Origin of the sequence: Acinetobacter sp. YH12155 (assembly GCF_013418255.1) — a bacterium.
Classification (GTDB): Bacteria; Pseudomonadota; Gammaproteobacteria; order Pseudomonadales; family Moraxellaceae; genus Acinetobacter; species Acinetobacter indicus.
The window spans coordinates 204091-219185 of record NZ_VPCK01000001.1; the positions used below are offsets into that span (position 1 = coordinate 204091).

Here is a 15095-nt window from a genome sequence, read left to right on the forward strand (position 1 = left end):
ATTTTTTTAGCGGATAAAAGCCTGACATTCTTTAAATATCAGGCTTGCTTCGCTTACTGAATCATCTCGATCAGGGTGCGCTGTGCATTGGAAGCCGGCTCACCTTCTGCGGCCTGCGCACGAATCCAGGTACCATCTCCCTGCAGTAGCCACGCCTGCTGGTTATCTTGCAGATAAATTTGCAGACCTTGCTGATAAATACGTTTTTTCAGTGCCGGATCTTCAATCGGGAAGCAGGCTTCCACCCGGTTAAACAGGTTACGGTCCATCCAGTCAGCACTTGAACAGTAAATACGCGCATCACCATTGTTGCTGAAGTAATACACGCGGGTATGTTCCAGGAATCGGCCGACAATCGAACGTACCCGAATATTTTCCGATAGCCCCGGCAAGCCTGGACGCAGGCAGCAAATCGAACGGATAATCAGGTCAATCTGCACGCCAGCCTGGGAAGCTTCATACAGTTTATTGATCAGCTGCATTTCAGTTAAGGCATTCACCTTCACAATAATTTGTGCTGGTTTACCGGCTTTAGCATTGGCAATTTCATCATCAATAAAGTTGATCAGCTGGGTATGCAGGGTAAACGGCGCATGTAACAGCTTTTTCAGCTTGGCCATTTTGCCCATGCCGGTCAGTTCCTGGAAAATACGGTGTACATCTTCACAGAGTTCCTTGTCGGTGGTGAGCAAGCCGTAGTCGGTATAAATCCGCGCGTTACCGGCATGATAGTTACCGGTGCCCAAATGCACATAACGCACCAGCTTGTTGTTTTCACGGCGCACCACCAGAATCATTTTGGCATGGGTTTTATAACCGACAATGCCATAGACCACCACCGCGCCGGCTTCTTGCAGCACGTTGGCCACGGCAATATTGGATTCTTCATCAAAACGCGCACGCAGCTCAATGACCGCGGTCACTTCTTTACCATTACGCGCCGCTTCCGCTAAGACTTGTACGATTTCAGAATCGGCACCACTACGGTACAAAGTCTGTTTAATTGCCAGTACCTGCGGGTCACGCGCCGCTTCACGCAGCAGGTTAATCACCGGGGCAAAGGATTCAAACGGATGATGCAGCAAGATATCCTGCTTTTGCATGGCCGAAAAAATATTCTCGGACTTTTTCAACACTTTCGGAATCACTGGCGTATGTGAGTCATAACGTAAATGTGGACGTTTAAAGTTAGACAATAAACGCGCCAGATTCACCGGACCATCCACTTTATAGAGCTGATCTTCATGCAGATCGAACTCATTCAGCAGATATTCATAAATCGGTTGCGGACAGTTCTGGGTGACTTCCAGACGCACCGCGCGGCCAAAACGACGGGAGTTCAGCTCACCTTTCAGCGCTTTGGCCAGATCTTCGACATCTTCGTTTAAGGCCAAATCGGCATTACGGGTGACACGGAACTGATAACAGCCAGTCGCAGTCATGCCCGGGAACAGGTCCGATACATGCTCATGAATAATTGCAGACAGCATCACGTGATGTTCTTTACCACCGGTCAATTCATCTGGCAAACGCACCACACGTGGCAAGGAACGCGGCGCTGGCACCACGGCCAGGTCAATCTGACGGCCGAAGGCATCTTTCCCTTCCAGCGTCACAATAAAGTTCAGGCTTTTATTGACCAGACGCGGGAATGGATGAGCCGGGTCCAGGCTGATTGGCGTTAAGACCGGTGCCACCTGTTCCTGAAAATATTTTTTCACCCAGGCCGATTGAGCCGGTGTCAGCTCACCACGGCGCAAGAAACAGATGTCTTCTTCACGCAGTTTAGGCAGAATTTCCTGGTTTAAAATACGGTATTGGCGCTCAATGGCAGCGTGGGCAGTTTGGGAAATCTGCTCCAGTACCTGTTTCGGAGTCAGACCATCCGGGCTACGGCTTTCATTGCCCAAATCCAGCTGCTCCATGACACCTGCAACACGAATTTCAAAAAACTCATCTAAGTTACGTGAAAAGATGAGTAAAAAGTTCATACGTTCCAGCAAGGGATGCAAAGGATCGACTGCCTGCTCCAGCACGCGCAAATGGAAATCGAGGATAGAAAGCTCACGATTGATGTATCGATCATTATAGGTATAGTCTATTTGCGCAGGGGTCGCGCTCGCTGCCGTATTCATATGCACCCTATGACTTTTTCTCAAGTATTCACTATTCATAAGTATGCTTCAATTTTGTGACAATTTCATAAAAAAAGCCCACTGCTGTGGGCTTTTTTTCAATTTTACAACTCAAGGAATCTCGCTGTAACGCATGTATTTACGGATCATGCGTTTACGTGGTTCCAGACCACGGCCGGAACGGTTGTCCTGATAATATTTTGGATTCGGCAAAATCGCAGCCAGAAAAATCGCTTCTTCACGACTAAGGCTGCGTGAGGACTTGCCAAAATAATGCTGGGTCGCGGCTTCAATGCCGTAAATGTTGTCGCCAAACTCTACCGAGTTTAAATACACCTCCAGAATCCGCTGCTTGCTCCACATGCGTTCCATCATCCAGGTCGCAATGGCTTCCTGCCCTTTGCGTAAAAATGAACGCTGGTTAAATAAAAACAGGTTTTTCGCCAGCTGCTGTGAAATGGTTGAGCCACCAGCCACCACCTGTCCCTGATCTTTATTACGTTCCAGCGCATGTTGAATGCCTTCCCAGTCAAAACCATGATGCTGCATAAACTTGCCATCTTCGGCAGCGACCACGGCTTTTTTCAGATATTCACTGATCTGGTCATAGTCACGCCATTCATGCCGGATGGGCTGGGAAGTATCTGACCAATAGTCCAGGCGCATCATCATGGTACTTTGCACTGGCTGGGTCCGCCACCAGGCCAGACTCGAGAAAATCCACAACTGGATCAATAAAAACAGACTGACAAGAATTAATAAGGTACGGACAATAAAAGCTTTCATGTCAGCTTGGGGCTCCTGAGGCGTGAATTTTTCGTGTTAAGCTTATAACGAAATAAATCATCATTGTATAAAAATAGCATGTCTGAATATTCACCGCCGCTGATTCACCGTAAACCCGAAACGCATTTATGGTGGCTGACGGCCCTGTTGATTGCCCTCAATATTGGTGTATTTGCCTGGCAAATCCTGACCGGTGTCGATGCCAGCCAGCCCAGCACCCGAGATGCGATTCTCTGGGGCGCCGACTATGCTCCCCTGACCTTTCTCGAACAGCCGCAGCGTCTGTTCAGCAGCATGTTTTTCCATTTTGGCATGATTCACCTGATGCTGAATATGTGGGCCCTGTATATTTTTGGCAGCGTGGCCGAACAGCTTTTTGGCCGGCCGTATTTTTTAGGCCTGTATGTACTGGCCGGACTGATGGGCAGCCTGCTCAGTGGCTATTTACAGATTCAGGATTCCTTACAGATTCTCGCGCATGGCCTGACCAGCCCGGATTTACTGCCAAGTGTGAGCGCTGGTGCATCCGGTGCGGTGATGGGTTTGGGTGCTTCCCTGACGGTTTTATCATTATTGCCACGCCTGCCGAAACAGCGTTTTCTGCTGGATAAGAAAACCCTGTTACTGGTGATGGGCCTGAACCTGTTTATGGGCTTTATGATTAGCGGAATTAACAATGCCGCACATATTGGCGGCATGGTGATGGGTGCAGCCTTGGCAGCACTTTGGTACATCGGCCAGAAGCTGCACAAGTCAGCGCTGTTTTCACTGCTGGCGCTGACCGGCGCCGCCATCATCAGCTGGCTGTTTTATCAGTACTGTCTGCAACAGGTACAGATGCTTGCCCCGCTGTGGCAGGAAATTCTACAGATGATGCGCCAGCAATTGCAGCTGTAACGCATACCCCACCATTTTAATGCAGAGATGAAACTTATTGATTCATCTCTCGCAGGCTTTGCAAAGGCGGAATATCAGATAAATAACTAAGCCTATAACGGCCAATTAAAGCACACAATAAAGTCATTACAACCGGCAAGATTAGCCAGATTTCCCAGTGTGGCTGAATTGCCAGTTCCATCCGGTAACTGGCAATCGCACTAATCACCTCGGCAAACAGACAGGCCACCACTCCGGCAATTCCGCCAATCAGACCAATTTCCAGACTCATCATCCGTTTTAGTTTCTGCTTGGAACTACCAAAAGAACGCAGCAAGGCCACTTCACGTTTCCGCTCATCCATCAGCAGGTTTAAACAGGCAATCAGCACCAGAATCCCGGAGACCGCCACCAACACTGCCAGAATGGTAATAATCTGTACCAACACATTCACAATCCGTTTAATCTCTTCCAGAATCAGACTGACATCAATAAATACGGTATTGGAAAACTGCTGGATCAGCTGCACCAGTGCCGGCCGGTCCTGCTCCGGCACATAGAAACTGCCCAGATAGCTGCCGGCATTTTCATCCATGGTTTGCGGTGAAAAAATAAAGAAGAAATTCGGACTAAAGCTTTCCCATTCCACGCTGCGCAGATTAATGACTTTGGCCTGCAACAAGCCTTCTGGCAAACTAAAGGTCAGCGTATCGCCAATCTCAATGCCCAGTTCTTGCGCAGTATTGGCTTCAACCGAAACCTGCCCGACCTGACTAAACTGTTCCTGTCCGGCCACAATTAGGTTATCGGCCGGAAAGCGTTCGGCCTGGGTCAGGTTCAGTTCACGTCGGAGCGAATTATTGTGCTGGATTAGCGCTTCTGCAAAGGGCTGATCGTTTTTGGCCACCAGCCGCCCGCGCACATTTGGGTACAGCGGCGTACTGTGCCAGCCCTGCTGTTCAAGTTGCGCCTGAAACTCTGGCATATCAAACGGTGGTAAACCATAGACAAACTGGTTTGGTGTACCTTCCGGCAATTGCTGCTGCCAGCGATCCAGCAGATCGGTACGTAATACTGCCAGCACGGTAATCAGGCTAAGGCCCAGCGCCAGTGCGGTAATCTGAAATGCAGTCTGATACGGCGTGCGCACATAGGCCGAGATGCCGCTTTTTAAATTGCGGATCAGTTTCAGGAAGCTCCAGACTACGGCATAGAGTACGCTGCACAGCAGGATGATGGCGCCCATGACCCATAGCGTTAGTACGATATTTTCAGTCAGCACCACACTAAACAGCATCAGGCTGAGTGTGCCGGTCAGCAGCATCCACAACATCGACTGAACCGATTTTTCCTGCTGGCGAATCACCCGGATTGGTGGGGTATTGAGCAGCTGCCACAGACTTGGCAAAATAAAGCCCAGCAGTACCACGGCACTGGTCAGCATGGCAATCGGGAGTGGCCCCAGCAGCATCTCGACAGCGGAAAACTGCAATTGCAAATGCGGAATCAGCTGTAACATCAATTGCAACAGCCCATAGCCTAGCGTAATGCCGACCGCACTACCGAGCAGCATCGCCAGTAACAGCACCACCGCCAACAAGGTCAGATAAGCGCCCAGAATCTGCTTCTTGGTCGCGCCAATGCAACGCATTAAAGCAATATGATCCTGATTCTGCTGTACATAGCGCTGGCTGGTTAGGGCAATGGCAATGCCGCACAGTAAAATGGTGAGAATATTGGCCAGCTGTAAAAAGGTATCCAGATTGGCAATTGGACGCATCAAGCGGGTATTGCCTTCACTGGCATTGCGTAGGCGCAGCCCATCTGGTTCGCTAATATTCTGCCCATCGACTTCCTGAGTCTTAGGCAAGCTCTCCTGATACTGTTTAAAATCCTGCTCGAACTGGCGGGTATGCTGGGGTGTACCGGCCATCAGCAAGCGGTAATTAATCCGGCTGCCGACCTGAATGGCATTGGTACGCGCCACATCTTGCTGGGCAATGATCACCGTCGGTGAAAAACCGCTAAAGCCCAGTTCCTGATTGGAATCATGCTCGATGCTGGCCGTGACCTGAAAGGCGCCATCGGCAATATTTAAGGTATCGCCCACCTGAATTTTCAGCAGCTCCATCGCGCGCTGGCTAACCCAGACCTCGCCCGGTTGAATGGCAGCAGCAGGTTGGGGCGCAACCCGCAGCTCACCGCGTAACGGGAAGGCCTGATCAATGGCTTTGACATTCACCATCACAAATTCATCGCCGGTATGTGCCATCGAGCTAAACACCGTAACATGTGACTGCTTTAGCGCCAATTCATCGGCCGCCGCTTCCCAGCGCGGTGCAATCGGTTTATTGTCGGACAGCACCAGATCACCGGCCAGCATTTCTGCCGCCTGCAAAGCCACCGCATTTTGAATCTGCTCATTGCTGAATTTCAGCGCGGTTGTGGCACTAATTGCCAGAATTAGCGCAATCAGTAACAGATAAACACCGGTACTTTTAAAACTCTGGGTCAGTAAAGGACGAAATAACGGGTTCATCTCATCCTCCTGCCGGGTGTTCCAGCAATTGTCCCTGACTGAGTTCAAAATGGCGCTGACATTGCTGCGCCAGTTTCGGATCATGCGTCACCAGCACCAAGGTGGTCCCCAGTTCACGGTTCAGTTGAAATAACAGCTGTTCAATTTCTTTGGCGGTTTCGCCATCTAAATTCCCGGTCGGTTCATCGGCAAAAATGATTTTAGGCTCACTGATTAAAGCCCGGGCAATCGCCACCCGTTGCTGCTCACCACCCGACAGGACTTTCGGGGTCTGCTCTGCCTGCCGTTCCAGTCCGACTTTTTTCAGTAGATTACGCGCCTTGTGTTCGGCCTCGGCAAATTTAAAATTCGGTTGCAAGCGTAGCGGCAGCATGACATTTTCCAGTGCGGTTAAATGCGGCAATAACTGGAACGACTGGAATACGAAACCAATATATTTCAGCCGCACCAGCGCACGCTGTTCTTCATTCAGCTCCTGAATTGATTCACCACAGACCGTTAACTGCCCGGCACTGGCCTGATCCAAGGTCGCCAGAATCCCCAATAAGGTTGATTTGCCTGAACCGGAACGGCCGGTAATCGCCACCTGTTCCCCCGCCCGGATCTCCAGATTTAAATTTTCAAAAATCGTCAGTGTTTTTTGTGCAAGTTGTATCTTTTGTGTCAATTGTTGGGCAGAAATAATGCTTTGTGGCATGATGGCGGTATCTGTAGTGAATTGAGTCATAGTATCCTTAAATGCACATTCGCAATTTCAAAATGAGTTGTTTTGCTTATTTCGCTGTGGCGGGGCTTGCCTTCATGCCCATGCTGGTGTCTGCCAAAACCATCATGATTCTGGGTGACAGCTTAAGTGCCGGTTACGGTTTGCAACCACAACAAGGCTGGGTCCATCTGTTACAAAAACGTTTAGAACAACAGTATCCGAAACAGCATAAAGTGGTCAATGCAAGTGTGAGTGGCGAAACCACCAGCGGCGCGCTGGCACGTTTGCCCAAATTACTGCAAACGCATAAGCCGCATGTGGTGGTAATTGAACTGGGCGGTAATGATGGCTTGCGTGGTCAGCCACCGCAGCTGATTCAAAATAATCTGGCGCGGCTGATTCAGCACAGTCAACAGGCCAAAGCCAAGGTGATTGTATTTGGCATGAAAATGCCACCCAATTATGGCAGCGCCTACAGCAAGGCGTTTGAAAATAACTACAAAGTGGTGAGCCAGCGTTATCAGGTCAAATTACTGCCCTTCTTCCTAGACGGTGTCGCCGGTAAAAATACCCTGATGCAAAAAGATCTGATCCATCCGACGGCTGCAGCCCAGCCTATTTTGCTGAAAAATGCCTATCCCTTCATTCAGGCAGCATTAAAATAAAGCCGATTCAACGCTGAGATGGTTTTCAAGATCCGGATTTCAGCCATAAAAAAAGCGGGACATCAATGCCCGCTTTTTGATTATTTTTAGAATCAATTAAAAATCAAAGAAAGTTACTTCACCGGTTTCTAATGAATATTCTGCACCTACGACTTTCAGCTGCCCCTGTTCAATCAGGTTTTCTAACACTGCTGAACCATGACGTAGCTGATTGACTGAGGCAAACACATTGGAACGAACCGCATGTTTCGACAGCTTGGCCAAATCATTTTTCAGTTCAGTCTGCATCAGCGTTTCTACGGACGGGCGAACACGGTTCACAATTGACATCAGATTGGCAGATGGTGGACAGTCCGGGCACATCAAGGTATCAATGGTGGCCTGAATCGCGCCACAGTGACTATGGCCCAAAACCACAACCACGGCGCAGTCATAACGCTCTGCCGCAAATTCAACACTGCCGACCTGAGATGGCGCAACAATATTCCCTGCCACACGAATCACAAACAGATCGCCGAGTCCCTGATCAAAAACCATTTCTGCAGGTACACGTGAATCAGAACAACCGAGCACAATCGCAAAAGGATTCTGGTCTTCGGCCATCTCTGCACGTTGATGGTGGGTTAGTTGTTTCGGATGATTGGTATTGCCCGAAACAAAACGTTGGTTTCCTTGTTTAAGACGTTCTAAAGCCTCTTGAGCTGTGAGCATTCTTGTTACCACCAGTTTTTGAATTTTCAGCATTTTAATCCTCTGCCGGGGCAAAGTCACTTGCAAAAAAAATAGCTGATCAATTTTTATAAGATAAATTTTTTCAAATTTTCCTAAAGTAATTGCGATTTACATCACACTTCAAAAGCAGCACACCAACCCGGTCAAAAAACAGCTAGGTGACATTTTCTGCAAAGCCCTTACAATAACCAGAAACAGCATTTTCAATTCGACTTAAGGCGAAAATTTACACAATTCAAACAAGCCAAGCCGACGCCTATTTAAAAAATATTCTTGGGGATATCGTCAATGAAGCAGGATTCTTCGCGATTTTTGTCTTGGCCACGACTGGCAGTCCTGGCACTGGCACTGTCTGCACCTCTGCTCAGCTCTGCCGCCAAACTCTCGCCTGAACAGCAGGTGGTGCAGCATTATTATCAGACTGAACGCCAGGCGGCGGGTCTGGTCTCGAAAAGCTTGAAAATTGGCAATATTACCTGGCGCTATAATGAAGGCGGCGATGTTAATCGGCCAACCATTTTGCTGTTACATGGCTTTGCCGGACACCGCGACAACTGGAACCGGGTGGCCAAATTTCTCACCCCGTCCTATCATGTGATTATCCCCGATTTACCCAATACCGGTGAAACCCAGAGTTCGGGCAATTTTGACCTGTCTGTACCGAGCATGAGCGCGCAATTGCGTCAGCTGGTAGAAACCTTGAATATTGCCGACAAGCTGAATATTGCCGGGCATTCTCTGGGTGGCTCTGTGGCAACGGTCTATGCGGCCCAATATCCGTTTGATACCCAAAGCCTGTTCCTGCTGAACAGTGCCGGTATTTATAAACACTCCAATACGCCTTATACCAAAGACCCGCTGTTACTGAAAAATCTGGTGGTCACCGCGCCGGGCGATTTAGACCATATTGCGCATCAGCTGATGCAAAACCCGCCGAAAGTGCCAGAGCAGTTTAAATCTGCCCAGGAAAAACTGTTAATTTCACGGGCCAGTCAATCCTTAAAATTTATTGATCAGATGGTAACCCTAAACCGGATTTATACCCCGGACAGCTTTGCCCGTCTCACCCGCAATATTGAAGCACCCACCCTGATTCTCTGGGGCAAGCACGATAAAATTATTAATGTTGAAGTGGCCAAAGAATTACAGGGCCTGTTTAAACGCGCGGAAACCCCGGTCATTTTAAATAATGTCGGTCATGTGCCAATGCTGGAAGCCGAACAGCAGGTGGTACAACATTATTTACCCTTCCTGGCCAAAACACAGAACCTAAAAAACCCGCTAGCTGATAAACTGATTCCTTTAAATTAAGTTCCAGAGATTGTATGCAGCAAAACCCGATGCTTGAGCAGTTGATTGAAGCTCATCTTGACTTTTTAGCACATGAGTTTTCTCAGCCTGAAACCGTACAGCAGGAATTTCTGCATTTTTATCACTGGTTCCGCAAGCAGCATCTGAAAGATCTCTGGAGCTGCGAACAGCTGAATGACCTGCTGCAAAAACAGATTCTGGACACGCCGGCCAGCGCCTTTCTGATTGAACAGATTGCAGAACACATCCGCTTTGCCCTGGTGCATCCGGTAAATGACAGCGCCAAAATTGCCGATGTCATTCCGGTACTGACCATTGATAAAATTGCCCAGTATGTGGCCAGCAAAAGTGGCCATCGTCAGCGTCTGATTAAAACCGTGGTCAGTAATCCGGCCTTTTCTGCAATGATCAGCCAGTTAATCCAGCACTCGATTCAGGATTATCTGGACAATTCACTGATTGCCAAAAGCGTGCCTGGCGTGTCGCGTTTTATGAAAATGGGCAAATCGGTACTGGAAACAGTGACCGATTCCAGTTTAGACAGTGCAGTCAGCGCCTATTTGCAAAAGAATATCTTAAAGCTTAGCCAGATGAGTGAATCGGTCCTGAACCAGCATTTTGATGATGACAAGCTCTATCATCTGCAGGCCAATATCTGGCACAAGATTAAAGACCTGCCTTTGTCGGTCTTAAAAAACTATATTGAAGTACAGGATCTGCCACAGACTGTGGCGCTGGGTCATGAAATCTGGGACTTTATGCGCCAGAGTGATTATTTAAAACAGCAGCTACATGATGGGGTACACGCCTGGTATGTCCGTAATCAGGAACGCACTTTTGACCTGTTATTGCGTGATCTGAATATCAATGAGTCGCTGATTCAGCATGAACTGAATGCCTTGCTGACACCGATTATTCAGCAGATGATTTCACAAGGTCATTTACGTGAACGTGCGCGTGTTTATTTAGAGAAATTTTATTACTCTGATACAGCACAGAGAATTTTAAATCCTGAATGATCTGTACTGTTGCGGCTTGCTCAAAATCTTTCAACTTGACAGTGAAATTGCCGTGGCACATTCAGGAATCACACGCCACGGCAAAGCTTGTTCGTGCATCCACATATTCATTTTTACTGCCATTTGTGGATGTTGCTGCGCCGCACATGGATGTACATAACCAGCCCAAACCATCACCATCAAAATCTCACTAAATTGTTGTGCAGAAATTTTTAACTTGCTGCGCTTCAAAAGCTGCTGTGTGCTCATGGCATGTTGCGATAAACTGGACAGCACTTGTTCAAATAACGGCACCAGGTCATGAAGCTGCCCCAACTTTTCATCCTGAGCTAATGACTGCCCTACAGGTGCTTGCGGTGTCAGGCAAAACAATTGCTGATCATAATAGGCACTACGCTGTGCTTGATTGAGTTTTTGCGCCTTTTTCACATACACATCTTGACGCTGCAAAGTATTACGTAAAATATCCTTACTGGTTTCTCGTAATGTGAGCACTGGCAACTGGTCTAACATACGTCTAACTTCAGGTGAAAATTCTAAAACGTCAATATTTTCAATGACACCTGCCCCAGCAATAAAGGCCAAACCTTGTTGTGCCATCAGGCGAATCATGTCCGCAGAATGTTGTGGCTGCCAATGCTGTGACAAAAAGTCATGGGCAATATAGCTGGGTTTATCTTGTGCCAATGCAGTTAAATCATCTGCCAGGCTTGGTACTTTTTCAAATAATCCACGTTGAGTTTGTGCCAAACGACGAGCAAAATGTACAGTCTGCGTTGCTTTGCTGGCAGAGTCTCCTGTCAAATGCTGTGACATCTCTAGCATCAACTTCTGTACTGAAGTGAAATGAGTCGCCCCCGGATGGCTCATATAACTACAATAAAAAATGCCATTGGGTTTGAGCAATTGGCTGACCAATTGAACAATTGCCTGCTGATGCTCCTGGGCGATCCATGACCATACACCATGCGTAACAATAAAATCAAAAGGTTCAAGTTGCTGAGTCAGTAGCTCAGAAAAGCTGGCATGAATCAACTCAATATTCGAGATATGTGTACGTTCAATACCTTCTTGGGCAACCAAGAGCTGTTGGGCATTAAAATCAACACCCACAAAATGACCTTGCGGATGTGCGGCGGCTGTTAAGTGCAAATGAATACCCATAGCACAGCCCAACTCTAAATAGCGAAAAGGTCGTTTTAGATCTGGCGCTTGTATACCCTGCTGCTGTACTACCATATTTAACCATGTCGGCATGGCTTGACGGTGTACAAAAGTTGGATATGGCACATCCACCACATATCCATCATGTAAGTTCATCATAGTCACTTATCTATTTAAATTGTATTCAAAACAACAAAAGCCCTATTTTATGGGCTTTTGCAGTCTAGCTAGCAATTAGAATTTTGTGGTGAAGCCTGCATAGTATACCGCAGGGTTACTGGTTCCATAATCAGCACCTGTATCCACTTTGACACCCGCAACGTTTTGTACGCCAGCACGGAATGTCAAATGATCATTAAACGTATAATTGGCACCTATATCTGCAGTGGTATATGCTTTGGCAAAAGTAGGCGTAGTGTCGCCAATTTGTAAGGATTGTTTCCCCAAATATTGTACTTTAGCGTGCAAGCTAAGCGAATCTGTTACGTCCCATAACAATGAACCATTTAACGTTAACTCAGGAGTTTCAAGTAGTGACTCACCTGTAGTTTTGTTCTCAGACTCAAGCATATAGGTCGCATTACCGTTAAAGCGTAAATAATCTGTTAATGGTAATTTAAAGGTTAACTCTAGACCACTTGTGCGTGCTTCACCTACGTTACGTTGCGTCGTATACCATACGCCACTTGGTGTTGAGCCTAAATAGCTATTTTGAATTAGATCTTCGATGTCACTTAAGAAGTAAGTTAATTCAACACCATAACCATCTTCTTCATAGCCCACTGCAAGTTCATAGTTCACACTGGTTTCTGGATCTAGATCTGGGTTGCCCAACATTTGGCAACCACCACCTGGATAGCCCAAAGGAATTAAAGAAGTACAACCCATTCCCATAGAACCCGTACTTGAGGTACCAGAACGTTCACGTAAATTTGGTGCACGGAAGCTACTTGATACACCACCTTTTACTGTCCATGCTTCTGACGGGTGATAAACAACATAGCCACGAGGAGAGAAATTACTACCATATTCTTCATCGTTATCTAAACGACCACCAAGGGTTAAAATAAAGTTGTCTTGCAAATGAATTTGATCTTCAGCAAATACCGACCATGAATAGTTATCTGGCTCTAAATCATTATTTGTTAATAGATTACCATTAACGTCTTCGCCTAAGTTACCCATATTGCTTGCGTTAGATACTTGCTCGTATTTGTACTGTGCGCCAACGGTTAAATCATTACGTTTACCAAAGATTTGACGTTCTTGGGTAGCTTTTAAATCCAGAACTGTTTCAAGTGCTTTAGTTTCAACTTTGTCATCATTTACAAATGATTGGTCATTGTTTTGGATTTCGTTATGGTACAAATCAATATTTGTAGTTAAGCCATTGGAAAATTGACCTTCATGACCAATTCCTAAGCCAAAACGCTCCATTTCATAACCGAATTGTTCGCCGGCAGTCTCTTCAGTTTCTGACTTATCATTACCCCAAGAGGCATCGAAATTTAGGGTTTGGTTATCTGATAATGCCCAAGTTAAACGGCCATTGACTGTATCAGCAGTAGAACCAGAGCCACCATCAGCCTCTTTGTCCGCAGCACGGTCAGTACGGTTCGCACCCAAACGGAAACCTAAGCTTTCTGTTAATGGACCCGCTAAAGTTGCGCCATAAGTTTTAGTATCACCACGTTGGCTTGTATCTGGCTTGCTGTAATTTACTGATACGCTGCCTGAGAGTTCATTCGGTACTTTTTTAGTAATGATGTTAATGACACCACCAACAGCTTCAGAACCGTAAAGCGTAGACATCGAACCACGCACAACTTCAATGCGTTCGATCATTTCTGGTGTAATCCAGTTTAAATCTTGATCGACTTTGTCTGGACGATGGCCCAACAAGGACTGGTTACCAATACGCTTACCATCTACCAAAATTAATGTATATTTGTCTGGCATACCACGGAAAGTGATTTTAGAGCCAGCACCTACGTTTGAATAACCACCTGTCACACCCGGTAAGTCACTTAAAACTTCGGCAATGCTATTAAATGGCTGGCGTTGAATATCTTCACTGGTTACCACACTAATAGATGCCGGTGCATCTTTCACGTTAACCTCTGTTCCACTGGCAGTGACCACAATCGTATTGAGTTTGACAGCATCAGATGTAGGAGCTTCAAGCGATGAAGTAGATTCTTGTTGTTCTTTAGCACTTGCAACTGATTGTACTTCAGCATGTGTTGAAACCATTGCTGAAAGTACTGCAAAAGCTAACGTCGATTTCAAAAACGGTGTGTTCATACTCTATTTACGCCCCAAAAGTAGATTTATGAAGAAATATTGATGGAATTGTGACGCATTGTATCAAATGTTACTCTAAATACAATTACTATTGATAATTATTATCATTATTAAATACAAATAAAAAAAAAGACCTCAATATTTGAGGCCTTTTTTATAAGCTAAATTTTATTCGCTACTTACTTGAAGTATGCACCTTCAGCCTGACTATGGTCAGTCTGGTCTACCACACGCATTAATTCAGGCACATGCTGTTTTAATGTGGTTTCCACACCCTGTTTCAGCGTGACATCAATCGCTGAACAGCCCTGACAACCGCCACCGAATTTCAGGATCGCGGTTAAACCGTGTTCCGGATCTTCAACCACTTCCACCAAGGCACAGTTACCGCCGTGACCGGCAAGGCCCGGGTTAATTTCAGACTGTAATACGTAAGTAATACGCTCTTCGATTGAGGCATCCGGACCCACGCGTGGCACTTTCGAGTTAGGCGCACGGAAGGTCAGCTGGCCCCCAAAACGGTCTTTATTGTAATCAATAACCGCATCCAGTAAATATGGAATAGACGGGGTGTCGATATAGGCCGGAAAATCCGGATAATCCTGCTTATAATCTGTTGGTACGACTTCTTCTGGCGCACTATAAGCCATACAACACTCAGCACGCGGCGTTCCAGGATTCTCAACAAAAACGCGCACACCAATCCCCGGTGTATTTTGCTTTGCCAATAAATCTTTTAAATACTCTTGAGCATTTGGGGTGATCAATAAGTTTGGAATCTCTTCTGCAACTGCAGTGCTGTGGTTCTCAGTCGACATAACAATATTTCCTCATGCTGAAGTTGCCATTTTAACTGAA

The 15095-nt window shown here is 46.7% G+C and carries 12 protein-coding genes; 4 read left to right on the plus strand and 8 right to left on the minus strand.

Annotated features, from left to right (window positions below):
- Positions 1-53: 53 nt before the first annotated feature.
- Both ppk1 and mtgA read right to left on the minus strand, forming a co-directional pair.
- A complete protein-coding gene (gene ppk1 / locus FTU86_RS01005; RefSeq protein ID WP_005179379.1) occupies positions 54-2135 on the minus strand; it encodes a polyphosphate kinase 1 in 2082 nt (693 codons plus the stop codon).
- A 111-nt stretch (positions 2136-2246) separates the two neighbouring features.
- Positions 2247-2921 (minus strand): monofunctional biosynthetic peptidoglycan transglycosylase, encoded by a 675-nt coding sequence (gene mtgA, locus FTU86_RS01010; protein WP_045796058.1) that lies wholly within the window; start codon positions 2919-2921, stop codon positions 2247-2249.
- 78 nt (positions 2922-2999) lie between these two features.
- Between mtgA and FTU86_RS01015 the strand changes: the two genes are divergently transcribed.
- Positions 3000-3818 (plus strand): rhomboid family intramembrane serine protease, encoded by an 819-nt coding sequence (locus tag FTU86_RS01015; RefSeq protein ID WP_104513533.1) that lies wholly within the window; start codon positions 3000-3002, stop codon positions 3816-3818.
- Between the two features lie 34 nt (positions 3819-3852).
- Here the strand turns inward: FTU86_RS01015 and FTU86_RS01020 are convergent, their stop codons facing one another.
- Positions 3853-6336 carry an ABC transporter permease gene (locus FTU86_RS01020; protein ID WP_005179389.1) on the minus strand — a complete coding sequence of 828 codons (2484 nt, stop codon included), beginning with the start codon at positions 6334-6336 and terminating at the stop codon, positions 3853-3855.
- Position 6337: 1 nt separating this feature from the next.
- A complete protein-coding gene (locus FTU86_RS01025) occupies positions 6338-7063 on the minus strand; it encodes an ABC transporter ATP-binding protein (protein ID WP_005179393.1) in 726 nt (241 codons plus the stop codon).
- Between the two features lie 32 nt (positions 7064-7095).
- Between FTU86_RS01025 and FTU86_RS01030 the strand changes: the two genes are divergently transcribed.
- On the plus strand, positions 7096-7707 hold the full coding sequence (locus tag FTU86_RS01030) for an arylesterase (protein ID WP_005179403.1): 612 nt from the start codon (positions 7096-7098) through the stop codon (positions 7705-7707).
- Positions 7708-7803: 96 nt separating this feature from the next.
- On the opposite strand, the gene FTU86_RS01035 is transcribed toward FTU86_RS01030, so the two are convergent.
- On the minus strand, positions 7804-8418 hold the full coding sequence (locus FTU86_RS01035) for a carbonic anhydrase (protein WP_034598190.1): 615 nt from the start codon (positions 8416-8418) through the stop codon (positions 7804-7806).
- Positions 8419-8727: 309 nt separating this feature from the next.
- On the opposite strand from FTU86_RS01035, the gene FTU86_RS01040 reads away from it, so the two are divergent.
- Entirely contained in the window at positions 8728-9750 is a 1023-nt protein-coding gene (locus FTU86_RS01040; protein WP_005179410.1) for an alpha/beta fold hydrolase, read from the plus strand.
- 14 nt (positions 9751-9764) lie between these two features.
- On the plus strand, positions 9765-10769 hold the full coding sequence (locus FTU86_RS01045; RefSeq protein WP_180036482.1) for a hypothetical protein: 1005 nt from the start codon (positions 9765-9767) through the stop codon (positions 10767-10769).
- A 30-nt stretch (positions 10770-10799) separates the two neighbouring features.
- Here FTU86_RS01045 and FTU86_RS01050 read toward each other — a convergent pair whose 3' ends face one another.
- The 3 genes from FTU86_RS01050 to nfuA form a co-directional block, all read right to left on the minus strand.
- Positions 10800-12092, minus strand: coding sequence for a class I SAM-dependent methyltransferase (locus FTU86_RS01050; RefSeq protein WP_180036483.1), 1293 nt, complete (start codon positions 12090-12092; stop codon positions 10800-10802).
- A 75-nt stretch (positions 12093-12167) separates the two neighbouring features.
- Positions 12168-14237: a TonB-dependent receptor domain-containing protein gene (locus FTU86_RS01055; RefSeq protein WP_180036484.1), complete on the minus strand. Its 2070-nt coding sequence runs from the start codon at positions 14235-14237 to the stop codon at positions 12168-12170.
- A gap of 179 nt (positions 14238-14416) precedes the next feature.
- Complete coding sequence (gene nfuA / locus FTU86_RS01060; protein ID WP_005179419.1) at positions 14417-15055, minus strand: Fe-S biogenesis protein NfuA; 639 nt, start codon at positions 15053-15055, stop codon at positions 14417-14419.
- Positions 15056-15095 lie beyond the last annotated feature (40 nt).